Genomic DNA, 26,108 nt, shown 5'->3' with positions numbered 1-26,108 from the left:
CCATGAACTGCAACAGGCCGCTCACCCTCATCTCCCTCGGGAGGAACGTACCGCTAATCGCCGCGATGCTGGCAGCCAGCGTCAACGTGCCTGCCGATGGCCACCCCGGCCATACCCACGGTCACGGAGAGGCGGGGCGGCTTCCGACGGCGGCCTTGGCGGCTTATGACTATGCCGAGACCGAACCGCCCCTTTGGAGCAACCTCGGTACGCTGAGCTACAGGATAAAGACCCATGACAAGCTGGCCCAGCGCTACTTCGACCAGGGTCTGCGCCTCAGCTACGCGTTCAATCACCTGGAAGCCCGGCGCGCGTTTCGCAAGGCACAGAAGCTCGATCCAAGCTGCGCGATGTGCTTCTGGGGCGAAGCCCTGGTACTCGGCCCCAACATCAATGCCCCCATGGAACCCGCCGCCATCGCTCCGGCCAGTTCAGCGATCGGGCAGGCCAGGACGCTCGTCAGGCAAGGGCCTCGTAAGGAACGGGCTTTGATCGAGGCGCTCGCCAAGCGCTACGCCGGAAATTCCGAAGCCGGCCGCAAGACCCTGGACCAGACCTATGCCGAGGCCATGGGCAAACTTTATCGGCGTTATCCCACGGATGACGAGATCGCCGTCCTGTATGCGGAAAGCCTCATGGACCTCTCGCCCTGGGACTATTGGGAAGAAGATAGGCACACACCGAAGGGCCGCACCACAGAAATCCTGCAGGTATTGGAAAGGGTACTGGCGCGGAATCCCGACCATCCCGGCGCGATCCATTACTACATCCACGTGGTGGAAAGCTCCGACCGGCCCGAACGGGCCGAAGCCCATGCGGACCGGCTTGCGCGGCTGATGCCCGGCGCCGGCCACATGGTGCACATGCCCGGCCACCTGTATTACCGCCTGGGCCGCTATCGTGACGCGTTGGAAGCCAATCGCGCCGCCATCGCCGCGGACGAGGCTTATCTGAAGGAAACCGGCGCCAAAGGCATCTACGCGCTCGCCTATTATCCCCACAACGTGCATTTCCTGATGGTGTCTGCGCAGATGGCCGGTGACGGCGCTATGGCTCTCGATACCGCGGGCAAACTCGCCACTGTCATCGCCGACGACGCCGTCCGGGCCGTACCCTGGGCGCAGCCCATCAAGGCGGCTCCGTATTTCGCCCAGGCCCAGTTCGGAACGCCGGAGGCCGTATCGAAGCTGGCCGACCCGGGTTCGGAGTTCCCTTACGTCCAGGCCATGTGGCGCTATGCCCGGGGGGTAGCTGCGGCTCGCCAGACGGCCGTTCGGGAGGCCCAGACGGAACTAAACGCTTTGTTGCGGCTGGAAACAACGGCGGATTTTTCGGCGCTGTCCGCCGCCGGAGTGCCGGCGCCGGATCTGGTCCACATCGCCGGTGAGGTCCTCCGCGCCCGCATCGCCCAGGCGCGGGGCGAATCCGCGCAAGCCGTTGCCGCCTTCGAGCGGGCGGCGGCCCAGCAGGAGAAACTGCCCTACATGGAGCCTCCCTACTGGTATTACCCGGTCCGCCGCTCGCTGGGGGCCTTGAAATTCCTGGCGGGCGACCTCGCGGGCGCCGAGCGGGAACTGCGCGCCTCGCTCGAACAGGCCCCGAACGATGCCTGGGCACTTTGGGCCCTCGCGGAAGTGCAGCGAAAACGCGGAAACATGAGCGCGGCAGCGGAAACGCAGCGCATCCTGGAGAAGGTGCGGGCAGGCAATCAGAGCCCCCTCGCCATGGACCGGCTGTGAAAGCGGCGAAGCCATGGCCTCGTCCGGCGACTCGGACGTGGCCTCAACCTCCTTCTCTCAAGTACCGGTCGATTTTCTCCGACGTTGTGTGTGTAGCGGCTATTATTTTGCAGCGGCGCGGCGCTTCTCGCTTTCCGCAATCATGGCCGACAAATCCTCGGCTGGCCGGATTTCCCAGGACCCCATATGGAGGCCGGGATGATTCGATATCAACTGGATGGCCTGATTCAAGTCTTCAGCTTCCAGAATCAACAGCCCGCCTAGAAGCTCCTTTGTCTCGGCGTAAGGCCCATCGGTGATGGAGACTTTGCCGTTCCGGTAACGCAGCGTCGTGGCGGCGTCCGGACCTTTGAACCCCTCCCCGCCAGCCCAATGTCCGTTTTTCCTAAGCACCTCGTCGTAAGCGAAGCACTTGTCGATCATGGCGTTTTGCTCGCTATTCGATTTTTTCATCCAGCTCTCGACGTCCAGATATCCGAAACAGATATATTTCATATTTTTCTCCTTGACGATCAGTTTGCGGGCCCGCCTCCCAGGCTGGGTTCCCGTCGCTTCCTAGTCGTTTGGACAGGTTGGAATTCGACTCAGTGTTTCACCGCATCGGTTGCCTGATGATGGTTTTCCACTTCGCCGGTTCCGCCCTCCGGATGTCGCTCAGATAGATTTCGTGGTGTTTCCCGGCCTTTTCGCCGTTGGCGTCGATGAAGCCGTGCAGCTTTTCTATCGTCGGCCCTTCCGCCGAGAATGGGCCGACGTGCAGGATTTGCGCGCAACGGCCTTCCGTCAGGGTTTCTAGGCGCAACCTTGATATCGCGGGCGGCTTCTTTTTCTTCGCCACCTCGGCAATGGCGTCGTCTATGGTTTCCCGGCCGACGAACGGCGGCTGCAGGATCATCATCGTCCATTTCCAGCGGGTCTTGTCCCCCGCCGCGAACACCGACGGATCGTCGGCCCACCATAGCCCTTCCAGCGGCATGACGGCGTAATCGATCGCCAGCGGCCCTTTCTTGATCATGAACTTCACCGCATAGGCCACCCCGAACAAGGCTTCCACCGCCTCGGCGTAGCTTGGGGAGGTATTCGGGTCCCCTTCCCCATCCGCCATGAGGAAATTCAGTGCGGGCACATTGAGTTGGGAGGGTCCCTCGGCCGAGGCCTGATACAGCGGCTTCAGTTGCTTCTTGAAATCGATTTTCTCCATGACTTATCCCTCTTCAATCCGGCAATTCCCGCAATCTCCGCTCCAGAAACCGCCGCTCTGCGTCCTGTTTTGCGAGGGCGATGGCATCCTGGTATGCAGCCCGGGCCTCGGCGGTGCGCCCGAGCCGCCGGCACAGGTCAGCTCGCGCCGCATGCACCAGATGGTAGTCCGCCAGGACACCCTCCGCCACGATGGCGTCGACCAGGGCCAATCCCGCCGCCGGACCGTCGCGCATGGCGACCGCCACGGCGCGGTTCAGTTCCACGACGGGCGAGGGTTCGGCGCGCAGCAGCACTTCGTACAGGCCTGCGATCTGCGTCCAATCGGTGGCAGCGGCGCTCGGCGCTTCGGCATGCACCGCGGCGATGGCCGCCTGCAGCGCGTAGGGGCCGACGTACCGCGATGCCAGGGCCCGGCTCACCAGGGACAGTCCTTCCGCAATCTGATCCCGGTTCCAGAGCGTGCGGTCCTGCTCGTCGAGCAGGATCAGTTCGCCCTCGGGCGAGCTGCGCGCCGAGCGCCTGGATTCGTGAAGCAGCATCAGCGCCAGCAATCCCAGCGCTTCCGGATCAGGCAATAGTTCGATCAGCAGCCGCCCCAGACGTATGGCTTCGCTAGACAGATCGTGCCGCATGAGAGCCTCGCCGGACGACGCCGAATAACCTTCGTTGAACACGAGATAGACGACGCGCAGCACGGCATCCAGGCGGACAGGAAACTCCTCGCGCGCGGGAACCTGGTAAGGAATGCGGGCATCGCGGATCTTCGCCTTGGCCCGGACGATGCGCTGGGCGAGCGTGGGAGCGGCCGTGAGAAAGGCGCGTGCAATCTCTTCGGTGGTCAGGCCGCACACTTCGCGCAGGGTCAGTGCGACCTGCGCGTCGGGCGACAGCGCGGGATGGCAGCAGGTAAAGATGAGCCGCAGCCGATCGTCCTCAAGGGTTTCGCCATCGAGGCCGGCCGGATCGGCGAGATCGTCCGCGAGTTGCTCGGCGACCTCGTCCGGCAAGGCTTCGAAACGGGACCGGCGGCGCATGCCGTCGATGGCTTTGAAACGTCCGGCGGATACCAGCCAGGCTCTGGGATTGGCCGGGACGCCATCCCTCGGCCATTGTTCCAGTGCCGCGCGAAAGGCGTCGTGCAGCGCTTCTTCGGCAAGGTCGAAGTCGCCGAGCAGGCGCACCAGCGTGGCGAACACCCGCCGAGACTCCTCGCGGTAGATGGCCTCCAATCTGCCGCGAACGCGGTCTGCCGATTCCTTACCCGTCACGCCCCCGCCCTTTTCATTTTGCGATTCCCCGAGCATGCCCGCCCCACCGAAGTCACGAATTGCAAGTCATCCGTTTGATGAAGTCCTGCAGGCTTTGCCCGGCCCCATCTTCGAACGACTGGTTTTCCATCAGGATGGACTGCATGCGGTCCAGCCGGAAATTGCGAAAGTCCTCCCGAAGTTCGCACCAGCCGGCCAGCGACCATACGTTTCCCCAAAAGTAGAGGCCTAAAGGGCGAATGCGGCGCCGGCTTTGCTCGCCGTCCGCACGGCAATAGCCGAAGTATAGGAAACGCTTCAGGTCGATGGCTTTCCGACAGATGTCGAGAGTGACATCGATGTCCTCGCGTTCGCCGAAGCGCAGCGAAAACAGCTTGCTGCGCTCGATATTGGCCTTCAGATCGGCGGGGACGACGGCCGTCACCTTGTCGAGCACCGATTGCGCGGAATGGCCCAGTTCGATTCCGGCCCAGGACTTCACCATCCTGGCCCCGACCGCCAGCGCCTCCAGTTCCGCAGCGGTGAACATGATCGGCGGTATGTCGATGGCATGGCGCAAGGTGTAGCCGACACCCGCTTCCCCTTCGACGGGAATGCCCGACAGGCTGATATCCTGAATGTCGCGGTAGATCGTGCGCTCGGAGACCTCCAGCCGTTCGGCCAGCGCCTTGGCGGTGACCAAGCGCTTGTTGCGCAGGATTTGGACGATCTGAAACAGGCGGTCGGCGCGTCGCATCGGGTGGGCAGGCGGCCGAGGTGCGCTCGGCCGCCCGTCTCGGCAAGGTTCAAGCCGGCGAGTATAAGCCGATGCGGTTGCCTTCGCTGTCCAGGAATTGCGCGAAGTAGCCGCAGTCGCCTTCATGGATGGGCGTTTTCGGCACCAGCACGCTGCCGCCGTGCTCGACTGCGCGCTGCAACGGCTGGCTCAGGTCCGCTCCGCCGTTGAGATAGATGACCGCGCCGGTCCGGCTGGGCTCGTAGTGTTCGCCGGCGACCAGCATGCCGCCGACCGCCTCGCCTTCGGACGCGAAAATGGCCAGCCGGTAGCCCCCCATTTCCTCGTCCTTGAACGTCGTTTGTAGGACTTCCTGATAAAAGGCCTTGGCTCGCGCCAGGTCATTCACGGGAATTTCGAACCAGTTCGCTACGTTGCTCATATCCATGGTCTCCTTGGAGTTTGTCAGGAGGCTGCATGGTAAGGGCGGGTTCCTGACAACGTGGTGTCAGCAATGTTCGCTTCCTTATCGAAACCGTCAGCCCTCTTGCGATCCTCTCTCCCCCAGATACGTCGGGAATCTCTGCCCTGCCGAAATCCTGTAACGAATCGTTAATCCGCCTGTTTCACAGTTGACATTATTGCGGACCTACAATTTTGCATCTGCCCGGAAATCTTCCAGGCCCGTAACCGGCCTGCCTGCATCACCTGACGATTCGGAACGGTGCTTCGGAGTGGGCGCGGATCAACAACAAATCCACACAGAGGCATCCCATGGGCAATACCGATCGTCGTACATTCCTCAAGTTGATGGGCTCCGGCGCAATGGCTACAGCGATGCCGACCAGCATCGCCCGCGCCCTGGAAATCCCCGCCAACCATCGCACGGGCACCATCAAGGACGTGGAGCACATCGTCATCCTGACGCAGGAAAACCGCTCCTTCGATCACTATTTCGGCGCGATGCGAGGCGTACGGGGCTTCGCCGACCCCAGGGCGGTGACGCTGCCGAACGGCAAGCCGGTCTGGCATCAGCCCAATGGCGCCGGCTATCTCCTGCCGTTCCGCCCGGACGTCGAAAACGCAGGCCTGTGGTTCTCGCCGGATCCGCCCCACAGCTGGAACAATACCCATGCCGCCTGGAACTGGGGCAACTACGACCAGTGGGTGCCGAACAAGGGGGTCGCCGCCATGACCTGCCTGGGCCGCAAGGACATCCCCTACCACTATGCGCTGGCGGACGCCTTCACGATCTGCGACGCCTACCATTGCTCCTTGCTGGGCGGAACCGATGCCAACCGCTATTACATGTGGACCGGCTGGTGCGGCAACGACGGTCAGGGCGGCGGTCCGGTGATCTTCAACGACGAGGCCGGCTACGATTGGCACACCTATCCGGAACGGCTACAGGACGCCGGCATTACCTGGAAGGTCTATCAGGATATCGGCGACGGCTTGAACGCGGACAACGGCAACTGGTGGGGCTGGACTTCCGATCCGTTCATCGGCAACTACGGCGACAACTCCCTGCTGTATTTCCATCAATACCAGAACGCCCAGCCCGGCAATCCGCTGGCGGATCGCGCCAAGACCGGAACCGAAATCAAGGCGCACGGCAAGGATCCGCTGATGCTGCTGGAGGACTTCCGCGCGGACGTCATGTCCGGCAACCTGCCTCAGGTTTCCTGGATCGCCGCGCCCGAGGCCTATGGCGAACATCCGATCTGGCCGGCCAACTGGGGTGCGTGGTACATCTCCCGGATCATGGACATCCTGGTTGCCAACCCGGAGGTTTGGAGCAAGACCGTCTTCATCATCAATTTCGACGAGGAAGGCGGGTACTTCGACCACATGGTCCCGCCGACCCCGCCGATGAACGACGGCCAGGGCCTGTCCACCGTCGACACCGTCAATGAAATCTTTCCGGGCAACCCCGCCGATCCCAGGAACCCTCCGTCCGCCCCTTATGGCCTGGGGATGCGCGTGCCGATGCTGGTCGTATCCCCATGGAGCAAGGGCGGCTGGGTGAACTCGGAGGTATTCGACCACACCTCGACCATCCGCTTCATCGAGGCACGTTTCGCGGACGAGCATCCCGACCTGATCGAATCCAATATCACCCCGTGGCGACGTGCTGTGGTGGGCGATCTCACCAGCACCCTCGACTTCAAGAGACCCAACGCCTGGAAGGTCAGGCTGCCGGCCACCGGCGCCTATGTGCCGACCGACCTGAACAAGGACGCCTATTCGAAAGAGATACCGACCCCGCCCGTCAACCAGACGCTGCCGGTCCAGGAATCCGGTGTCCGTCGGGCACGCGCTCTGCCCTATGCGCTCCATGCCCATGGCGCCCGCATCGGCGATGCGTTCCGCATCGATTTCGACAACGTCGGTATGGCAGCCGCCGTCTTTCAGGTACGTTCGCGGAACGACCAGGAAATGCCCAGAACCTACACCGTCGAGCCCGCCAAATCGCTCTCCGGGAGTTGGAGCGCCTCCACCGGCTACGACCTGTCGGTTTACGGCCCGAACGGTTTTTTCCGGTCGTTCAAAGGCAGTCCGAACGGCCCGGCCAATCTGAACGTCAATGCCAGCTACGACAAGGTAAAAAACGGCATCACTCTGAACATCGCCAACCTCGCACAAGGAAAGGCCAAGGTCCGTATCCTGGACAAGTACACCGGCAGGTTCACGGTGCTCGAACTGCAGAACGGCGTCGGCAGGTCGCGGCGCTGGCCGCTCGGTCTGTTCTCCGGGTGGTACGACCTGATCGTCACCGTCGAAGGCGATGCCGGCTTCGAATATCGACTCGCCGGCCATGTCGAAACCGGCAAGGACAGCATCAGCGACCCTTTGATGGGAGGATTGATCTAGTCCGCAGTCTGCGGGCCGGCCGGCCGCGCCTAGGAAGGCTTCCGGCCGCCCGTGTCAGGGCCTGTTCAAAACGGCACCGGGCTTTCGAATTCGAGCCACTCGCCGCTCACCGGATGGTGGAGTCCCAGGCCCTTGGCGTGCAGCAGCAGCCTGCCGGCCCGGGATTTCGCCGCTTCGTGCCCATACAGCGGATCGCCGAGCATCGGATGCCCCAGGGCGGCGAGATGGACCCGCAACTGGTGGGAGCGTCCGGTGACCGGTTCGAGTTCGACGCGGGTGGCATCGGTTTCGTGGCCCAGGATTCGCCAGCGGGTCAGGCTGGGTTTGCCGTGCAACGGGTCGACCTTTTGCAGCGGGCGATTGGGCCAATCGAGGACCAGGGGAAGATCGATGCTGCTCCAGCCGTCCTCGGCGTCCGGCGGTGTGCTCAGCACGCCGTGGACCACCGCTTCGTAACGCTTGACCACTTCCCGGCAGGCGAAGGCCCGGCTCAGGATGCGCTGCGCCGCCGGTCCGCGCGCCATGGCCATCAGGCCCGAAGTGGCCATGTCGAGGCGATGCACGATGAGGGCGTCGGGAAACCTGACCTGAACCCGTCCGCTGAGGCAGTCCTGCTTGTCGGGGCCGCGCCCCGGTACCGAAAGCAGGCCGCTGGGCTTGGACAAGACCAGCAATGCGGCATCGGCGTGAACCAATTCCATCGCTTCAGCACAGGCTTTCGCAAGGGGTGCCGTCGCCGTCACGGTCCAGACTCTTTACGCCGCAGCGGATCAGGTAGAAACGCGCTTCCTCGCAGGAGGCCATCTCGGCGCAGCGGCGCTTGGCGCCACATTGGCGGACGCCATTGGCCGGAGAGCGGCGGGGTTCGGAAGCCGCTGATCCGGCCCGATGGCGGAATCGCCACGGTGGAACCGGGTGAGGCTGCGACCACAGGCCCCGCCTTTCCTTCCGTGCCTCCTCTTCGGCACGGAAATAAGCCTGATCGGTGGCGTACTGCCGGTACACCCAGGCCATGCCGCGCCGAACCTGCTCCAGGCTGGCATCGGCCCCATCCGCCCACACCCGGCCCACGACGCGGCCGTAACGGTCCGCGTCCACCCGCTCCACGGTCACGGCTCTCCCCAGCAGCAGATCGGACAGCGATTGTCTGGACGCCTGCCAGTCCGTCTGTCCATATTCCGGTGCGTCGATCTGCGCCAGCCGCACTTGAAGTCCGCGCTGTCCGGTCTCCACCACGGTGATGGAATCGCCGTCCAGCACCGCCGACACCCGTCCGCTGAAACTCGGGCCGGCCAGAGCGGACGCGGCCTCCAGCAGCAGCCAAGCGACCAGCGCGCCGGAAGAACGTCGAAGGATGGACATCACCTGGCCGCATCGCGCAGGAGCAGCGTGCGGCTGAACTGCAGAAATTCGTCCAGATGTTTCTCGATGACGCTGACGGTGATGGGCAACTGCAGGCTCTGGTAATCGTGCACGGCGATGTTGCGGAATCCCACCATGCGTTTGAGCGCATCGGCGAGAGCGGGGTCGATCCAGCCGCCCTGGGCCAACAGGGCAAACACGTCCCGTGCGCTCTGGGGGACACCGAGCCTTTCCCGCCGGATCAGATGTTGGCCCAGGTCGAGTGCGGCTTCGCAGGCACGCTGAATGTTCAGAATGGCGGCGTCCTGGCGGGTGAAATCGGTCGCGAAGCCCGCCGGATCGCGGGCATATTCCTCTTTCGCCCGCCTCACGCAACGTTCGATGATGGCGGATTTATTGAGCAAGACGTCATCGGCCATAAATTCTTCCTTCACGGCGAACGTCGTCGAGCAGAGCCGCGCGGGCGGTATCCAGCGCGGTCTTCTCACTCAGAATCGCCGCCTCGTAAATCGGCGCCTGGGCGTCCTTGGACCACCAGCGTTCTCCGGTCGTGACGATCTGGTATTGCATGACGGTGGAGGCCGCGCGCAGATCCAGCAGATCGACCTGGCAACCGGCGGCATCGGAGAGTTCCCCGGCCAGTTCCCACAGAACTACCGGATCGGCGTACCCCGCTACCAGCACAGCCAGGTCGAGGTCGCTGTCCGGCCGCGCATCACCGCGGATACGGCTGCCGAATGCGTAGACGGCCAGTAGCTGGGGCAGGCCCGATTGCAGGGTTCGGAGGATCGATGTGCGTTGCGTGATGGTCATTGAGCCCATTTTCCGCCAGCCGCCGCCGGATCGTCCATCCTGCAGCGAAAAAGGCCGCCAAACACAATAGGAAATATTCCGGTTGACATCCAAACACTTGTTTCGTATCTTCGATTCAAACAGTCGTTTGAATTAATTGAATGAATTTCTTGAATCCGCCCGACTATCACAATTCGAGCAACGAACGCGTCCTGCAGTTCGCGGGGCCGATCCGCACAGGACAGTGCGCCCGCGGCGAGGTGCCACGCCGTATCCCGCGTCTCTCCGCATGTCTGCTCGGCGCGGTGTTTACCGCCTGTTCGCCGGTGGGTCCTGACTATCAGCGCCCGGACACGGCGACGCCGGAACGCTGGCACGAAGCCAAGCCGCCGGCGGCGGCCCCGTCGGAAACGGCCGGCGCGGATTGGTGGAAAGCTTTCGGCGATCCGGTACTGAACCGGTTGATCCGGGAGGCGATGGTCGCCAATCTGGATCTCAAGCAAACCTACACCCGCATCCGCGCTGCCCGGGAACAGCGCCTGGTCGCCATCGCGAACGGTCTGCCGATCGTCTCCAACAAGGAGAGCCTGAGCCGGCGCCTCAACAACGCCGGCCAAAGCGGCGCGGGCGGACAACCCGGCGGCGTCGGTTTCGGCAACAACATCGACATCTTCCAGCTCGGGTTCGACGTCCAATGGGAGATCGACCTGTTCGGCGGCATCCGGCGCTCGATCGAAGCGGCGGAAGCCAACCTCGAGGCCGAAGTCGAAAACAGCCGGGCAGTCCTGGTCACTCTCCTGGGCGACGTCGCCCGCGCCTACATCGAAATGCGCAGCAACCAGCACCTGCTGGACGTCAGCCAGGCCAACCTCAAGCTCCAGCTCGAGACCGCCCGGCTGATGCGTATCCGCTACCAGGCCGGCCTGTCGGACTCTCTGGAAGCGGTTCAGGCCGAAGCCCTCGCCGCGCAGACCCAGGCCCAGTTGCCGGTGTACGAAACCGCCCGCAAGCAGTCCATGCACCAGCTCGAATTGCTCCTCGGCAAGACCCCCGGCGCATTGCAGGCCCTGCTCGATCCCGAACAGCCGGTGCCGTCGGCGCCCGACCGTATCCTGCTCGACCTGCCCTCGGAGCTGCTGCGGCGCCGACCCGACATCCGGCTGGCCGAGCGGCAATTGGCCGCCGCCACGGCGCAGGTCGGCGTCGCTACGGCCGATCTCTATCCGAAGTTCAACATCGCCGCCTTCCTCGGCTTCCAGAACATGAAGATCACCGACGTCACCGCCTTGAGCAAATCCTGGTCGGCTGCCGGAACCTTGACCACCCCGATATTCAACTGGGGCAGGATCCAGGCCAACATCGACGCCAAGGAGGCCCAGCAGGAGCAGAGCTTCCTGGCGTATCAATCCACCGTGCTCGGTGCCTTGAAGGACGTGGAGGACTCCCTGGTCGCCTACGCCCAGGAAAAGGATCGCAGGACGGCCTTGGAGCAGGCGGTGGAATCGAACCGGCTGGCGCTGAAGCTCTCCAAGGAGCGTTACCGCTCCGGGCTCACCTCGTTTCTCAACGTGCTCGATTCCGAGCGGGCGGTTTACTCCGCCGAGAGCGATCTGGTGAGGAGCCAGGCTACCGTGGCCGCCGATCTGGTGTCGCTGTACAAAGCCCTCGGCGGCGGCTGGGAAACCGCCCTGGTCGATTCGGGCAAGCTGGCCGGCGGAAGCTGAATCGGCCTCTCATTCAGGAGAATCCTCGACCGTGAACAACATCATACCTTCCCGCGCCGTCTCGACGGTTCACATTGTGGCGGCGATCGCCCTGCTCCAGCTCGCCGGCTGCGGCGGCGGCGAAAGCGGCATGGCGGGCCTCCCGACACCGAAGGTGGAGGTGAGCCGGCCAGTACAGCGGGAAATCGCCGAGACGGACGAATACACCGGCCGATTGCAGGCCGTGGAATCCGTAGAGGTCCGTGCCCGGGTTTCCGGTTACCTCAAACAAATCCTTTTCGCCGACGGCAGCCGGGTCAAGAAAGGCGATCTGCTGTTCGTCGTCGACCCTCGGCCCTATGTGGCGCAACTCCAGCAGGCGCAGGCCGGACTCGAGCGGGCCAAATCGAGGCTCAAACTGGCGCAGAACCATCTCCAGCGGGCCGAGAGTCCACTGAAGGAACAGGCGATTTCGGAAGAGGAATACGATACCCGCCACCAGAGCCTGGTCCAGGCCACGGCGGACGTGGATTCGGCCCAGGCCGAGGTCGAGTTGGCCCGGCTCAACGTGGAGTTCTCCCAGGTCCGCGCGCCCATCGACGGGCGCATCTCCCGTAAGCTGATCACTGAAGGCAACCTTGTTACAGCCGATTCCACGGTGCTGGCCGGCATCGTCTCGGTCGATCCGATGTACGTTTATTTCGACGCCGACGAACGCGCCCTGCTCAAGTACCGCCGCCTGGAAATCGACGGCGAAAGGAAGAACGAAACGCCGCTCGAAATGGGGCTCGTGGACGAGCAGGGCTACCCGCATCGCGGCTATCTCGACTACGTGGACCCGAAAGTCAACGCCGACATGGGCACCGTGAGCGCCCGCGGCGTCATCGCCAATCCCGACGGACTCATGGAGCAGGGGCTGTTCGCCAGGGTCCGGATTCCGGGCGGCAGCCGCTACCGGGGCCTGCTCGTCAGCGACCGGGCGATTGCGATGGATCAGGGCAAGAAATACGTCATGGTCGTGACTGCCGAAAACCGAGCGGAATACCGTCCCGTCGTCACCGGCCGGCTGCATGACGGCCTGCGCATCGTGTCGGACGGCCTGTCGCCGGACGACTGGGTGATCGTCAACGGGCTGCAGTTCGTCCGGCCCGGCGCGCCGGTGGACGCCACCCGCATCGACATGCCGGGCGCGAAGCCGGGGGCGGGCCGATGAAATTCGCTCACTTCTTCATCGACCGGCCGCGCTTCGCCATCGTCCTCTCCGTCATCCTGGTACTGATCGGCGGAATCGCGATGTTCGCCCTGCCGATTGCACAGTATCCGGAAGTGGTGCCGCCGACCATCGTCGTGTCGGCTACCTATCCCGGCGCGAACCCCAAAGTCATCGCCGAGACGGTGGCCGCCCCCATCGAGCAGGAAGTCAACGGGGTCGAGCATATGCTGTACATGTCCTCGCAATCGACCAGCGACGGGCAGATGCAGCTCACGATCACCTTCGAGATCGGCACCGACATGGACATCGCCCAGATGCAGGTGCAGAACCGGGTATCCAATGCCGCGCCCAAGCTGCCGGAGGACGTGCGCAGGCAGGCCGTGACGACCAAGAAGTCTTCTCCGGACATCCTGCTGGTCATCCATCTGGTTTCGCCGAACCAGCGCTACGACCAGCTTTACCTTTCCAACTACGCGCTGCTCAACATCCGCGACCGGATCCTGCGGCTGCCGGGGGTGGGCGACGTCAGAACCTTCGGCGCCGGCGATTACAGCATGCGGGTCTGGCTCGACCCGACCCGGATCGCGGCCCTGAACATGGCCGCAGGCGACGTGGTGCGCGCCATCCGTGAACAGAACATCCAGGTGCCGGCAGGCGTGATCGGGCAGCCCCCACTGGACGGCAGCCCGGACTTCCAGCTCAACGTCAACACCATGGGTCGCCTCGCCAGCGTCGAACAGTTCGGCGCGATCATCGTCAAGTACGGCGAAGGCGGCAGCCTGGTGCGTCTGCGCGACGTCGCCAGGATCGAGCTGGGCGCCAACCGCTATTCCCTGCGCAGCCAGCTGAGCAACGAAGACGCCGTCGCCATACCGATTTCGCTGCGGCCCGGCGCTAATGCCCTGGATACGGCCAAGCTGGTCAAGAGCACGATGCAGACCCTGAAGAAGCGGTTTCCGGAAGGAGTGGACTACCGGATCGTCTATGACACCACGATCTTCGTCGAGCAATCACTGGATGCCGTCACCCGCACCTTCTTCGAGGCACTGGCCCTGGTAGTGCTGGTGGTGCTGGTGTTTCTGCAGACCTGGCGCGCGGCGATCATTCCGCTGCTGGCCGTGCCGGTCTCCATCGTCGGAACCTTCGCGGTCATGGCGGCCATGGGATATTCGCTGAACAACCTCTCGCTGTTCGGGCTGGTGCTCGCCATCGGCATCGTCGTCGACGATGCCATCGTGGTGGTGGAGAACGTCGAGCGCCACATCGGCCTCGGACTTTCGGTCAAGGCGGCGGCGCGCCAGGCGATGCGGGAGGTGACGGGCCCGATCATCGCCATCTCGGTGGTACTGGGTGCGGTGTTCATTCCGGCGGCTTTCGTGGCGGGCATCAACGGCCAGTTCTACCGCCAGTTCGCCGTCACCATCGCCGCTTCCACCCTGATCTCCGCGTTCAACTCCCTGACCCTCAGCCCTGCGCTCGCCGCAGTCCTGCTCAAGCCGCACCACGCCCGCGAAGACCGCCTGAGCGTTTGGATCCACCGCCTGTTCGGCTGGTTCTTCCGCTGGTTCAACCGCGGCTTCGATGCCAGCTCCAGCGGTTACGCCAAGCTGGTCAAACGGCTGCTGCGGCTGTCCGGCCTGGTACTGGCGCTGTACGCAGGACTGCTCGCCTTTACCGGGTTCGAATTTCAGCGGGTGCCGGCCGGGTTCATTCCGATGCAGGACAAGGGTTATCTGGTGGTGTTCGCGCAACTGCCGGAGGCCGCCTCGCTGGAGCGGACCGACGCAGTGCTGCACCGAGCCTCCGAAATCATCCTGGCCCAGCCGGGCGTGAAGGGAACGGTGGCCTTTCCGGGCTTTTCGGTCGTCAGCGGTGCCAACACTTCCAACGCCGGCACCATCTTCGTGCCCTTGAAGCCCTTCGAGGAGCGGGTAGCCCAGGGCCTGTCCGCCCAGCGCATATTGGGCGAGCTGCAGCCCAGACTCGGCGGCGTCAAGGAGGCATTCATCGGCATCTTTCCCCCGCCGCCGATTCTGGGCCTGGGCAGCCTGGGCGGCTTCAAGCTGCAGATCCAGGATCGCGGCAACGAGGGTTTCGATGCGCTGAACGGTGCGCTGCAGGCCACGCTCAACGCGGGCCGGCAAACGCCAGGCTTGCAGGGGTTGTTCACCAGCTTTCAGAACGACGTTCCGCAGCTCTACGCCGACATCGACCGGGTCAAGGCCAAGTCCCAGGGCATCCCGCTGTCGGAGATATTCGACACCATGCAGATCTATCTCGGGTCGCTCTACGTCAACGACATCAATCTGTTCGGACGCACCTTCCAGGTCACGGCCCAGGCCGACGGCGAATTCCGCCGCGAGCCAGAGGACATCGGCCGGCTCAAGACCCGCAATGCCGCCGGGGACATGGTGCCGCTGGCCGCGCTGATGGCGGTAAGGGAAATCAGCGGGCCGGACCGGGTGCTCCGCTACAACATGTACCCTGCCGCCGAGATCAACGGCTCTCCCGGGGCCGGCGTCAGCTCGGGGCAGGCGGTGGCCTTGATGGAGGATCTGGTGCGGAGGACCATCCCGCTGTCCATGGATTTCGAGTGGACCGAGCTGACCTACCAGCAAATCCTGGCCGGCGACACCGCTACTTACGTGTTCGCCCTCTCGAGCCTGCTGGTGTTCCTGGTCCTGGTAGCTCTGTACGAGAGCTGGATCCTGCCTTTGGCGATCGTGCTCATCGTGCCCATGACCCTGATGTGCGCGCTGGGCGGGGTGTGGCTGCGCAGCGGCGACAACAACATCTTCACCCAGATCGCCCTGCTGGTGCTGGTCGGGCTGGCGAGCAAGAACGCCATCCTGATCGTCGAATTCGCCAAGGCCCGGCGCGAAGAGGGGGTGGATGCGCTGGCGGCGGCTCTCGAAGCCTGCCGCCTCAGGTTCCGTCCGATCCTCATGACCTCGTTCGCGTTTATCATGGGCGTTTTGCCATTGATGTTCGCGACCGGAGCGGGAGCCGAGATGAGGCAGGCCCTGGGGGTGCCGGTCTTCTTCGGCATGCTCGGCGTCACCGTGTTCGGCCTGCTGTTCACCCCGGTGTTTTACTATGTTCTGCAAAAGATGGCCGACCGGAGTCACGGCCGCGCCGCGGAGGTGTCCCCCGGCGAAGGTTGAAATGCGTGTCGCCCGATTGAACAATATGGTTGGAACCCCAATAAACATAACAATATGTGTGCCTTGAACGCGGCGCCTTGCCACGATCCGACACGCGAACGGCTGCTCCAGGCCGCGCTCGACGTGTTTGCCGACAAAGGATTTCGCGACGCAACGGTGCGGGAAATCTGCGCCCGAGCGGAAGCGAACACCGCTTCCGTGAATTATTACTTCCGGAGCAAAGAGGCGCTTTACTCCGAAGTTCTGAGCTTCGCCTTCCGGGAAGCGCACGAGCGTTATCCCGACACACTGGCCAGCGATCCGGACCTCCCCCCCGAAACGCGGCTGCGCCATTTCATCTCAAACTTTCTGGCACGCTTGTTGGACGAGACCCATCTGGGCCGGCACGGCAAGCTGATTGGGCGCGAGATTGCTGATCCGACGGCGGCGCTCGATCAGGTCATCGAAACCACCATGAAGCCGCACTGCTCGATTCTGCACGGCATCGTCGCCACGCTGGTCGGGCCGGGCTACAGCGAAGCGGACATGCACCGCCTGGGCCTGAGCATCGTCGGACAGTGCCTGATGTACCGGCACTCCCGCTCGCTGATCGACCGGGTCTATCCGGAGATCATCGCCACGCCGGAAGAAATCGAAAAGACCGCCGAGCACATCGCCCGCTTTTCGATCGCGGCACTGAAGCATCTGCACCCGGAGCCAGCCGGCTCCTGACACGATGGCCGGAGAGTTCACCGCGGTTCGGATTTCCGGTTAAGCCTGTTTTAAGTTTCCCGCCTTATCGTGATCACCAAGCAGCGATTGCCGCTGATTCGTGAGGAAAATACCGCCATGCAAACGAACATACTGCGTCCCACCTTGATTGCCGCATCCGTCATTGCCGCCCTCGGCGCAGGCTATGCCCGCTACGGAGATTACACCCTGGTGCCGAAGTCGGCCCAGGTCCAGCCGATGGCCCAGGCGACTCAGCAGCCGGCGATGCCGCCCTCGGCCTCCGCCGCGCTGCCCCTGCCCAATTTCGCCACCATCGTTCAGCGCAACGGACCGGCGGTCGTCAACATCAGCGTGAGCGGCACCGCCCGAGTCAACATGCCGGATGCGCCCCAGTTCGACCCGAACGATCCATTCGGCGAATTTTTCCGGCGGTTCCAGCCACAGATTCCCCGTGGGGAGGGTGCTCCCACGCACGGACTGGGCTCGGGCTTCATCATCCGTCCGAACGGGCTGATCCTGACCAATGCCCATGTGGTGGACGGTGCCCAGGAAGTCACGGTCAAGCTGACCGACCGCCGTGAATACAAGGCCAAGATCGTCGGCGTGGACAAGCCGACCGACGTCGCCGTGCTCAAGATCGAGGCCGACAACCTGCCCGTGGTGCCGCTGGGGCAGCCGGCGCAGTCCGGGCCCGGCGACTGGGTCGTGGCGATCGGCTCGCCGTTCGGCTTCGAGAACAGCGTGACCGCCGGCATCATTTCGGCCAAATCGCGCAGCCTGCCCGAGGAGACCTATGTCCCGTTCATCCAGACCGACGTGGCGGTGAATCCCGGCAACTCCGGCGGCCCGCTGTTCAACCTGAACGGTGAAGTCATCGGCATCAATTCCCAGATCTACAGCCGCACCGGCGGCTACCAGGGCCTGTCGTTCGCCATCCCCATCGATGTGGCACTGAAGGTGGAAAAACAGTTGCTGGCGGACGGCAAGGTCAGCCGCGGGCGGCTGGGCGTCGGCATCCAGGAATTGAACCAGTCGCTGGCCGAATCTTTCGGCCTGGAGCGGCCCACGGGCGCCCTGGTCGATTCGGTGCCGAACGACGGACCGGCAGCCAAGGCCGGTATCAAGCCGGGCGACGTCATCCTGAGCCTGAACGGCCAACCGATCGAGAATTCCGGCCAGTTGCCTCCGCTGGTCGCGGACATCAAGCCCGGCAGCGAGGCCAGGTTGGGTCTCTGGCGCAACGGCAGGCGCGACGAGGTGACGGTCCAGGTCGGCGAAATGCCCGACGCGCAGCAGGCCGCCGCGCCCAGCAACGGCTTGGCCAAGGGCCGGCTGGGGCTGGCGGTGCGGCCTCTGTCGCCGGAAGAACAGCGGGCGGCGGCCGTCGACGGCGGCGTGCTGGTCGAGGCGATCACGGGGCCGGCCGAACGCGCCGGCATCCGGCCGGGCGACGTGGTACTGGCGCTTAACGGCCATACGGTGTCCAATCCCGGTGAATTGCGCGAACTGGCGGACCGGGTGGACAAACATGTGGCCCTGCTGGTGCAGCGCGGCGGTACGAGGATTTTCGTGCCGCTGGATTTAGGCTGAATCCGAAGCGGTGTATATTGACGGGCATTTGAACCGGCTCCGAGGATTCAAGCAGACCATGTTCCGAATCGAACCGACCGCGGATCCGGTCCGCGGGCTTTAGGAGACGGCCATGTGTCTCGCTGTCCCGATGCAGATCACCCGGCTCGACGGCTTTTCCGCGCGCTGCACGGCGCGCGGCGTCGAGCGGGAGGTCAGTCTGTTCATGCTGCAGGACGAAGGCATCGTCCCCGGCGACTTCGTCCTGGTCCATGTCGGCTACGCCATCCAGAAGATCAGCCGGGAGGATGCCGAGGCGACCTGGGAGCTGTTCGACCAGATCCTCGCCGCGAGCGATGCCGATGCATGAACTGTCGATCTGCATGGAGCTGATCGACCAGGTCGAAGCCATAGCCCGCAGCCACGAGGCCGAACGGGTGGACACCATCGTCCTGCGGATCGGATCGCTCTCCGGCGTCGAACCCGGCCTCCTGGAAAGCGCCTTCGAAATGGCGCGGCTGGGCACGGTCGCCGAGCATGCGCGTCTGCGCACGGAGAGGATCGAGCCGAGGATACGCTGCCGGGCTTGCGGCCTGGAGGCGGACGCCGGGCCGAGCGACCTGCGCTGTCCGGCCTGCTCCGGCACCGACACGGCGCTGATCGCCGGCGACGAAATGATCCTGGCCCGGGTCGAATTGCTGCAGGCCGCAGACTGAATCCGCTTTTCGAGACTGTATGAGGTAAGCCCACCATGTGCGACACCTGCGGCTGCAACATCACCGACGGCAACCGCCATCTGCTGCGCGCCGACGGCTCGCACGCCAAAGTCACCGCCGTCTCCGTCCTGAACAAACTGCTCCAGCACAACGACGCCCAGGCCGAGGCGAACCGCGCCCTGTTCGACCGGCACGGCGTACTGGTCATCAACCTGATGTCCTCGCCCGGCTCAGGCAAGACTTCCTTGCTGGAAGCGACCATCAAGGCGCTGAACGGCGGCCTGCGCATCGCCGTCATCGAAGGCGACCTGGAAACCGAAAACGACGCGGCGCGCATCCGCGCATTGGGCGTCGAGGCGCACCAGATCACCACCGGCACGGCCTGCCATCTCGACGCGCATCTGGTCGCCAATGTATTGCCCAAGCTCGATTTGGAGAACATCGATGTCCTGTTCATCGAGAACGTCGGCAACCTGGTCTGCCCCGCCAGTTTCGACCTGGGCCATCATCTCAATCTGACCCTGCTGTCCGTCACCGAGGGCGACGATAAGCCGGCCAAGTACCCGGTAATGTTCCGGGCGGCCGACGCCATGGTCCTCAGCAAGACCGATCTCCTGGCAGTGCTCGAGGAATTCTCCCCGGAACGGGCGGAAGCCTGCCTGCGCAACCTGGCCTCGAACGCGCCGGTGCTGCGCCTTGCTGCCAAGACCGGCGAAGGCATGAAGGAATGGCTGGACTGGCTGAACCGTCGGCTGGAGCACTACCGGAACCTGCGGCGCGAAAACCGCAGCCTGAGCCCGGCGGTGCAGTCCGAAGGCCGGAGGCTGCATGGCCTCGCCAAGCCGGACGTCCGTTTCAAGCCCGCACCGAAGCCCGAAACGGCCTGAAGGAGCCGGGCGATGAGCGACGGACGGCTTTGGCTGGAGCGGATCAGGGAGCTGCCGATTCCGGACGGGATCCGCATCATGAACGTCTGCGGCGGGCACGAGCGCTCGATCAGCATGGCGGGATTGCGTACCGCGCTGCCGCAGGCCATCCGCCTGATCCCCGGCCCCGGCTGCCCGGTCTGCATCTGCCCGGAAGAAGACATCTACCAAGCCATCCGGCTCGGCCTCGAGGGCGATGCCGTCGTCGCCACCTTCGGCGACATGCTGCGGGTGCCGGTCAACCTCGGGCGCCAGGCCGTGCGCTCGCTGGAACAGGCCAAGGCGGCGGGCGCCGACATCCGGCCCATCGCCTCGCCCATCGAGGCGCGGATCATCGCCGAAAAGGCGGCCGGCAAGCCGGTGGTACTGTTCGCGGTCGGCTTCGAAACCACCATGGCGCCGGTCGCCGCCCTGATGGCGGAAGGCCTGCCCGACAACCTCTACATCCTGTGCAGCGGCCGGTTGACCTGGCCGGCAGTCAAGCTGCTGCTCGATTCCGACGAATGCGTGCTGGACGCCCTGGTCGCGCCCGGCCACGTGGCCACGGTGATGGGGCCGGAAGAGTGGGACTTCGTTGCCGACGACTACCGCTTGCCGGTGGCAATCGCCGGCTTCACCCCCGCCAGCCTGCTCCAGGCGGTGCATTCGACGATCGTCCAGTGGCTGGAGGAAACGCCGCGGCTGGCTAACTGCTATCCGGAGGCGGTGAAGCCGGGGGGCAATCCGAAGGCTCGGGAATTCCTGGACCGCAGCTTCGACGTCGCCGCCGGCAACTGGCGCGGCATCGGGCCGATCGCGGCTTCGGCCTACGCGCTGAAGCCGGAATTCGCCGCGCACGACGCCCGCCTGCATTTCCCCGACTACAACGCGGGCGACCGGCGCCATGCCGGCGAGATGCCGGCGGGTTGCGACTGTGCCCGCGTCGTGCTCGGCAAGATCCAGCCGGACGAGTGCCGCATCTACGGCAAACCCTGCACCCCCCGCAGCCCGGTCGGCCCCTGCATGGTCTCGGACGAAGGCGCCTGCCGCATCTGGTGGGCGGCCGGCGTGCGCAAGGACTCCGCCGCCGCCTGAAAGCCCGCATGCGGACCGCCCAGCGCATCCAGGTCCGCGGCCGTGTGCAGGGCGTGGGGTTCCGTCCCTTCGTCTGCCGGCTCGCCCGCGAATTCGGCCTCGCCGGCTGGGTGAGGAACCGCGGCGGCGGCGTCGAGATCCACGCCGAAGGCGAGCCCGCCGCGATCGAGCGGCTCATCGACGCACTGGTCTCCCGTGCCCCGCCGCTGGCCGATCCGCAGCCGCCCGTTCGCCTGCCCGCCGAATTCCGGGGCTACGCCGGGTTCGAAATCCTGCTCAGCGATTCCGGAAACGAAACGCCCATCCACGTGCCGCCGGACCATTTCGTCTGCGCCGATTGCCTGGACGAAATGCGCGATCCCGCCGCCCGCCGCTACCGGTATCCCTTCATCAACTGCACCCAATGCGGGCCGCGCTACACCCTCATCGACCGGCTGCCCTACGACCGCCCGAACACCGCGATGGCGGACTTCCCGCTGTGCGAGGACTGCCGGCGCGAGTACGAAGACATTCACGACCGGCGCTACCACGCCCAGCCGCTGGCCTGTCCTCGGTGCGGGCCGGTGCTGGAATTTCGCGAGCCGTCCGCATGCGTCGACGAACCGGCGCTCTCGGGCTGCATCGAAGCCCTACGGCAAGGCCAGGTCGTCGCCGTCAAAGGCGTCGGCGGCTACCACCTCCTCTGCGACGCCCGCTCGGATGCCGCCGTCAGGCGCCTGCGCGAACGCAAACGCCGCCCGGACAAACCCCTCGCGGTGCTGATCCCCTGGTTCGAAGGCGAAGGGATCGACTGGCTGGCACGCCTGGCCGAGCCGCGCCCTGACGAACGCGAACTGCTGGCATCCCCGCTCCGGCCCATCGTCATCCTCAAGCGCTCCGTCGACAGCGATCTGTCCGGCCTCATCGCGCCGGGCCTGGACGAGATCGGCCTGATGTACCCCTACAGCCCGCTGCATCACTTGCTGGCGTGGGATTACGGCGCGCCGCTGGTCGCCACCTCGGCGAACCTGAGCGGCGAGCCGGTGCTGACGGACGGCGCGGAAGTCGAGCGCCGGCTGGCTCACGTCGCCGATGCCTTCCTGCATCATGACCGGCCGATCCGCCGGCCCGCCGACGACTCGGTTTACCGCCGCAGCGCCGGGAGTATGCGGCCCTTGCGGCTGGGTCGCGGTACGGCGCCGCTCGAAATGCGTCTCCGCTACCCGGTGGCCGAACCCACTCTTGCGCTCGGGGCCGATCTCAAGAACACCATCGCCCTGGCCTTCGAAGACCGCGCGGTCGTCTCCCCGCACCTCGGCAATCTCGGCGCGCCGCGCAGCCTCGACGTATTCGAGCAACTGATTCGGGAGCTGTCCGCCTTGTACGGGATCGAGCCGAAGCGGGTGGTCTGCGACGCTCACCCCGACTACTTCTCCAGTCGCTGGGCCCGGGCCTGCGGGCTCGAAATCCACCGCGTCCTCCACCACCACTCCCACGCCTCGGCGCTTTACGGCGAGTTCGGGCCGGGCGGCGACATCCTGGTTTTCGCCTGGGACGGCACCGGCTTCGGCGGCGACGGCACCCTGTGGGGCGGCGAAACCCTGCTCGGCCGGCCCGGCGGCTGGCGCCGGGTCGGAAGCCTGCGGCCGTTCCGGCTCATCGGAGGCGAAAAGGCCAGCGCCGAGCCCTGGCGCTGCGCGCTCGCGGCCTGCTGGGAAGCGGGGCTGGACTGGTCCGGCTGCCCGGTGGACCCCGCGCCGTATCGGCACGTCTGGGAACGCGGGATCAACAGTCCCTACACGAGCTCCGCCGGACGTCTGTTCGACGCCGCCGCCGCCCTGCTCGGCGTCACGCTGAATCAAAGCCACGAAGGCCAGGCCGGTATGCGGCTGGAAGCGCTGGCCGGCGACACGGCGGATTTCATCGAACTGCCGCTGCGGCGTGAGAACGGCCTGTATCGCGCCGACTGGAGCCCCCTGCTGCCCGCTTTGATGGACGGGAGCCAACCGGCCGGCTACCGCAGCGCCCTGCTCCATACCAGCCTGGCCCGCGCGGTCCTGGCCCAGGCCCGAGCGATCCGTGGCGAATCGGGCGTAAACCTGGCCGGCCTCACCGGCGGCGTGTTCCAGAACCGTATTCTCGCCGAACTGACCGCGGGTCTGCTGCGGGCCGACGGATTCGAAGTCGTCCTGCCCGCCAGCCTTCCTGTCAACGATGCCGCGATCGCTTACGGCCAGATCGTCGAGACCGCCGGCGCCGGCCGCGCGTCCAGCCCCGCTTGATGCCGGGCCGACTGTCGGTTTATCAAGCCTCCTCCAGGGGCTCCGTCCGCTTCAGCCGGCATTCCGCCGCCAGTCGGCGCAGGAACTGCTCCGGGGTCAGCCGCTCGCCGAGCAGCGTGCACTGGCGTGTGACCGCGGAGAAGTCGCCGGGCGTGAGGCCCTCTAAGCCCTCCAGCGCATAGATCAGGTCCGCCGGCACCGGCGCCGTGGCATCCCCGAAAGCCTCCCGCGCAAACAGAGCGAGCCGCTGCGCGGGGGTCAAGGCGCGGAAATGCAACTTGAAATCGAACCGGCGCAAGGCCGCCGCATCGATGCCGCTCATCAGATTGGTGGCAGCGATGAAGATGCCGGGGTAGCGCTCCATCTGCTGCAGCAGCTCGTTGACCTGGGTGCGCTCCCAGGACCGTTGCGCTTGGCGCCGGTCGGTCAGGAAGCTGTCGACCTCATCGAGCAGCAAGACCGACTGCGAGGGATCGCACTCCAGAAACAGACGGGCCAGATTCTGCTCGGTTTCGCCCACGAAGGGGGAAAGCAGGTCCGAAGCCTGGCGCGCCACCAGTTCCCTGTCGAGCGCCTCGGCCAGGATTTCGGCGAACGCGGTTTTGCCGGTGCCCGGCGGGCCATAGAAGCACAGGCTGCCGTGGCCGTGCTGCGAAAGAGCCCGGACTATGGCGCCGGGACTCACTCCGCCGGCCAGATTCAGGAAGGCCGCATCGAACCGGGTGTCCGCCCGGCGCCGGCGGGGCGAGGGCGACCCGTGCAACAGCGTGCGCAGCGCGGCCACGCCGGCCCGGATCGTCTCCTCGGGCGGTGCTTCCGGCAGCAGCTCCCACAATCGGCGCGCCGAGCCCAACTGGGCCGGGGCAAGCACCGCGTCATCGGCCAGCTCGTCCAGCAACGACGGCGGGACCGCGCACTCGCCGAAGTGAGACTCCACCATCTGCCGGCGCACCGAGCGCGGTGGCTGAACGAAGGCGACCGGCAGCAGGAAGCGCCGCAGGAAAGCCGGATCGAAGCAATCCGTGGCGTTGGTGACCCAGATCGCCGGCACCGGGTTCTCTTCCAGGATGCGGTTCATCCAGCCCTTCTGGCGGCCGGTAGCGCCGCGTCCGCGCATCCAGGAAAACAGCGGGTCGGACATTTCGAACACGTCCTCGACCTCGTCGAAGATCAGCATGGCGTCCCGCCGCCGGGCGAGCAGGCGCTGCGCGAGCTGGTAAGCCGACAGCCGGCCTTCGCGATTCAATCCGTCGCCCTCGTCATCGCTACTCCTGACCTGGTAGGCGCGCAGTCCGGAAGCCTGGGCCAGCGCGCGCGCCAGCTCCGTCTTGCCGGTGCCGGGCGGGCCGTAGAACAGCAGATTGATTCCCACCGCCCCCTCCGCCGCGGCGCGACCCAATACCCCCTGCAGTCGCTCCGTCGTGTCCCGCAAATGGGGAAAAGCCTCCAACGGCCAGACACCGGCGGGCGCGGGTTCGATCAGCTCGGCCAGCAGAGCGTCGGCATCCGGCGGAGCGGCCTCGAGCACCCGGCGCAGCAAGGCGGTGGGGCTGAGGAAATCCTCCATATCTCTCTGAAGCTCGAAATCGCACTCAACCAGCCCCAACGACTGCAACGGTGCCAGCCTGGCCAGGGCACCCCGCATCGCTTCCTGCTCCACGCCCAGCATGGCAGCCAGACGTGCGAGGTTGAGCCGGCCAACGGCGCGTCCTGCGTATCTAGCGCCCGGCTCGGCACGCAGCAACACACGGAGCGGGCGGCTCAATTCCCGGTGTTCGAGATACTCGAGGATCAGGACCTCGGTGGCGCTCAGCCCCAGGGCCTGGCCCAGGGTCGCGACGGTAGAGGACGTCGGCGCCGCGCCGTCGGCCTCGGCCAGACGCCTCGCAATCTGCTGCGGCAGCGTCTCGAACACCGCCCGGCAGCGCTGCCGCCGTTCGGCGACCGGCGCGGGCCGGGCCGGTTCGTTCCGGTCCTGGGCAAAGGCCGCCTCCAGATCCCGGACGACCTCTTCCCTCGAGAGCGATTCCGACTCCAAAGCCTCGGCAGCCCATGGGACCTCCTCCTCGGAACAACCCATGAGTTCACGGGCCGCCCGCGGATCGAGCAGCGGCGCCGTCAGCCGCCACAAGGCACCGAGCACCTCATGGTCCGACAGATTCAGGGCACGCTGCGGATCGTGCCGGAACAACTGCAGCGCGTACCGCGCCAAACGGCGTTCGACCGGAGGCACGGCGACGAAGTCGGCGCGCCACAGGCTTCGATGCGTCGGTGGTGTCATGCGTTGTCCCTCCAGGGTTGAAAGCGGCGGCTGTCGAAGTGGAAGGTGACGAATTCGCCGCGTCCGGGATCGCGGTCCCAGACCACGCCTAGCACCAGGTCCAGCGGTTCGCGGAAGTAGGTGCTGCCGCTTTCCTCCTCATGGTCGAGGACCGGCGGCTCCAGCAAGGCGACCACGACCGCCGGCTGGCCGTACCGGGGAATCCGTCTGTTCTTCAGGCCGGGCTTCCACGTCACCAGATCGCCCGGCGCAAAGCGGTGAGTCTGGAAGAACAGGCGGTAGCGCGTTCGCAGGGCCGCGGCGATGTCGCCCCGCATGCCGTCCAGCGGCTCATCCTCGAGCAAAGGGATGGGATTGTCCTCGCTCAGGCCAATGCGCTCGAGCAGTTCGCGGGAGGACAGATGTTGAGGTTTCCGGGCCATGGTGTGTCTCTCCAAGGGCAGGGTGGATCGTGTGCCGGGTGGCGGAGAACCATTGAATGTGATCGCCACGACAGTTGAAGTCGCACTCGTTGCGTCACGGTTTCGCCGGTAGGCC

At 65.3% G+C, this 26,108-nt stretch carries 23 protein-coding genes; 12 read left to right on the top strand and 11 right to left on the bottom strand.

Features of this window, described 5'->3' with window-relative positions:
* Positions 1-2: 2 nt before the first annotated feature.
* The gene (locus OOT43_RS00955) at positions 3-1,739 is read left to right on the top strand and encodes a tetratricopeptide repeat protein (protein ID WP_266022775.1); all 1,737 of its coding nucleotides are present in this window, start codon (positions 3-5) and stop codon (positions 1,737-1,739) included.
* A 102-nt stretch (positions 1,740-1,841) separates the two neighbouring features.
* On the opposite strand, the gene OOT43_RS00950 is transcribed toward OOT43_RS00955, so the two are convergent.
* From OOT43_RS00950 to OOT43_RS00930, 5 genes are all read right to left on the bottom strand, one after another.
* Positions 1,842-2,234 (bottom strand): YciI family protein, encoded by a 393-nt coding sequence (locus tag OOT43_RS00950; protein ID WP_266022774.1) that lies wholly within the window; start codon positions 2,232-2,234, stop codon positions 1,842-1,844.
* Positions 2,235-2,331: 97 nt separating this feature from the next.
* A complete protein-coding gene (locus tag OOT43_RS00945) occupies positions 2,332-2,940 on the bottom strand; it encodes a GyrI-like domain-containing protein (RefSeq protein ID WP_266022773.1) in 609 nt (202 codons plus the stop codon).
* A gap of 13 nt (positions 2,941-2,953) precedes the next feature.
* The gene (locus OOT43_RS00940; RefSeq protein ID WP_266022772.1) at positions 2,954-4,246 is read right to left on the bottom strand and encodes an RNA polymerase sigma factor; all 1,293 of its coding nucleotides are present in this window, start codon (positions 4,244-4,246) and stop codon (positions 2,954-2,956) included.
* Between the two features lie 16 nt (positions 4,247-4,262).
* On the bottom strand, positions 4,263-4,946 hold the full coding sequence (locus OOT43_RS00935; RefSeq protein WP_266022771.1) for a helix-turn-helix transcriptional regulator: 684 nt from the start codon (positions 4,944-4,946) through the stop codon (positions 4,263-4,265).
* 49 nt (positions 4,947-4,995) lie between these two features.
* On the bottom strand, positions 4,996-5,367 hold the full coding sequence (locus OOT43_RS00930; protein ID WP_266022770.1) for a VOC family protein: 372 nt from the start codon (positions 5,365-5,367) through the stop codon (positions 4,996-4,998).
* Between the two features lie 332 nt (positions 5,368-5,699).
* On the opposite strand from OOT43_RS00930, the gene OOT43_RS00925 reads away from it, so the two are divergent.
* Entirely contained in the window at positions 5,700-7,799 is a 2,100-nt protein-coding gene (locus OOT43_RS00925) for a phosphocholine-specific phospholipase C (protein ID WP_266022769.1), read from the top strand.
* A gap of 65 nt (positions 7,800-7,864) precedes the next feature.
* Here OOT43_RS00925 and OOT43_RS00920 read toward each other — a convergent pair whose 3' ends face one another.
* From OOT43_RS00920 to mntA, 4 genes are read right to left on the bottom strand one after another with little or no spacing between them, the layout of a single operon-like run.
* Positions 7,865-8,500, bottom strand: a complete 636-nt coding sequence (locus OOT43_RS00920) for an RluA family pseudouridine synthase (protein WP_266022768.1) — start codon at positions 8,498-8,500, stop codon at positions 7,865-7,867.
* 4 nt (positions 8,501-8,504) lie between these two features.
* Complete coding sequence (locus OOT43_RS00915) at positions 8,505-9,161, bottom strand: thermonuclease family protein (RefSeq protein WP_266022767.1); 657 nt, start codon at positions 9,159-9,161, stop codon at positions 8,505-8,507.
* Positions 9,161-9,580, bottom strand: a complete 420-nt coding sequence (gene hepT / locus OOT43_RS00910; protein WP_266022766.1) for a type VII toxin-antitoxin system HepT family RNase toxin — start codon at positions 9,578-9,580, stop codon at positions 9,161-9,163. The genes OOT43_RS00915 and hepT overlap by 1 nt, the downstream gene beginning before the upstream one ends.
* Complete coding sequence (gene mntA / locus OOT43_RS00905; protein ID WP_266022765.1) at positions 9,570-9,974, bottom strand: type VII toxin-antitoxin system MntA family adenylyltransferase antitoxin; 405 nt, start codon at positions 9,972-9,974, stop codon at positions 9,570-9,572. Before mntA ends, hepT begins: the two co-directional genes overlap by 11 nt.
* A gap of 140 nt (positions 9,975-10,114) precedes the next feature.
* On the opposite strand from mntA, the gene OOT43_RS00900 reads away from it, so the two are divergent.
* From OOT43_RS00900 to hypF, 10 genes are all read left to right on the top strand, one after another.
* Complete coding sequence (locus OOT43_RS00900; RefSeq protein WP_266022764.1) at positions 10,115-11,677, top strand: efflux transporter outer membrane subunit; 1,563 nt, start codon at positions 10,115-10,117, stop codon at positions 11,675-11,677.
* Between the two features lie 31 nt (positions 11,678-11,708).
* Entirely contained in the window at positions 11,709-12,869 is a 1,161-nt protein-coding gene (locus OOT43_RS00895) for an efflux RND transporter periplasmic adaptor subunit (RefSeq protein ID WP_266022763.1), read from the top strand.
* Positions 12,866-16,033: an efflux RND transporter permease subunit gene (locus tag OOT43_RS00890; RefSeq protein WP_266022762.1), complete on the top strand. Its 3,168-nt coding sequence runs from the start codon at positions 12,866-12,868 to the stop codon at positions 16,031-16,033. The genes OOT43_RS00895 and OOT43_RS00890 overlap by 4 nt, the downstream gene beginning before the upstream one ends.
* Before the next feature lie 54 nt (positions 16,034-16,087).
* Positions 16,088-16,744, top strand: coding sequence for a CerR family C-terminal domain-containing protein (locus OOT43_RS00885; protein WP_266022761.1), 657 nt, complete (start codon positions 16,088-16,090; stop codon positions 16,742-16,744).
* Positions 16,745-16,861: 117 nt separating this feature from the next.
* Entirely contained in the window at positions 16,862-18,334 is a 1,473-nt protein-coding gene (locus OOT43_RS00880) for a Do family serine endopeptidase (protein ID WP_266022760.1), read from the top strand.
* A gap of 112 nt (positions 18,335-18,446) precedes the next feature.
* A complete protein-coding gene (locus OOT43_RS00875; RefSeq protein ID WP_266022759.1) occupies positions 18,447-18,683 on the top strand; it encodes a HypC/HybG/HupF family hydrogenase formation chaperone in 237 nt (78 codons plus the stop codon).
* Positions 18,676-19,029, top strand: a complete 354-nt coding sequence (hypA, locus tag OOT43_RS00870; RefSeq protein WP_266022758.1) for a hydrogenase maturation nickel metallochaperone HypA — start codon at positions 18,676-18,678, stop codon at positions 19,027-19,029. Before OOT43_RS00875 ends, hypA begins: the two co-directional genes overlap by 8 nt.
* A 35-nt stretch (positions 19,030-19,064) precedes the next feature.
* The gene (gene hypB, locus OOT43_RS00865; RefSeq protein ID WP_266022757.1) at positions 19,065-19,916 is read left to right on the top strand and encodes a hydrogenase nickel incorporation protein HypB; all 852 of its coding nucleotides are present in this window, start codon (positions 19,065-19,067) and stop codon (positions 19,914-19,916) included.
* Between the two features lie 12 nt (positions 19,917-19,928).
* Positions 19,929-21,029, top strand: coding sequence for a hydrogenase formation protein HypD (hypD, locus tag OOT43_RS00860; RefSeq protein ID WP_266022756.1), 1,101 nt, complete (start codon positions 19,929-19,931; stop codon positions 21,027-21,029).
* A gap of 8 nt (positions 21,030-21,037) precedes the next feature.
* A complete protein-coding gene (hypF, locus tag OOT43_RS00855; protein WP_266022755.1) occupies positions 21,038-23,290 on the top strand; it encodes a carbamoyltransferase HypF in 2,253 nt (750 codons plus the stop codon).
* A 22-nt stretch (positions 23,291-23,312) separates the two neighbouring features.
* Here the strand turns inward: hypF and OOT43_RS00850 are convergent, their stop codons facing one another.
* Both OOT43_RS00850 and OOT43_RS00845 read right to left on the bottom strand, forming a co-directional pair.
* Entirely contained in the window at positions 23,313-25,571 is a 2,259-nt protein-coding gene (locus OOT43_RS00850; protein WP_266022754.1) for an AAA family ATPase, read from the bottom strand.
* Positions 25,568-25,993, bottom strand: a complete 426-nt coding sequence (locus OOT43_RS00845) for a hypothetical protein (RefSeq protein ID WP_266022753.1) — start codon at positions 25,991-25,993, stop codon at positions 25,568-25,570. The genes OOT43_RS00850 and OOT43_RS00845 overlap by 4 nt, the downstream gene beginning before the upstream one ends.
* Between the last annotated feature and the right edge of the window lie 115 nt (positions 25,994-26,108).

It is taken from the genome of Methylococcus mesophilus (assembly GCF_026247885.1).
In the GTDB taxonomy this organism is placed as follows: domain Bacteria; phylum Pseudomonadota; class Gammaproteobacteria; order Methylococcales; family Methylococcaceae; genus Methylococcus; species Methylococcus mesophilus.
This window is presented reverse-complemented; position numbering and strand designations above follow the sequence as displayed.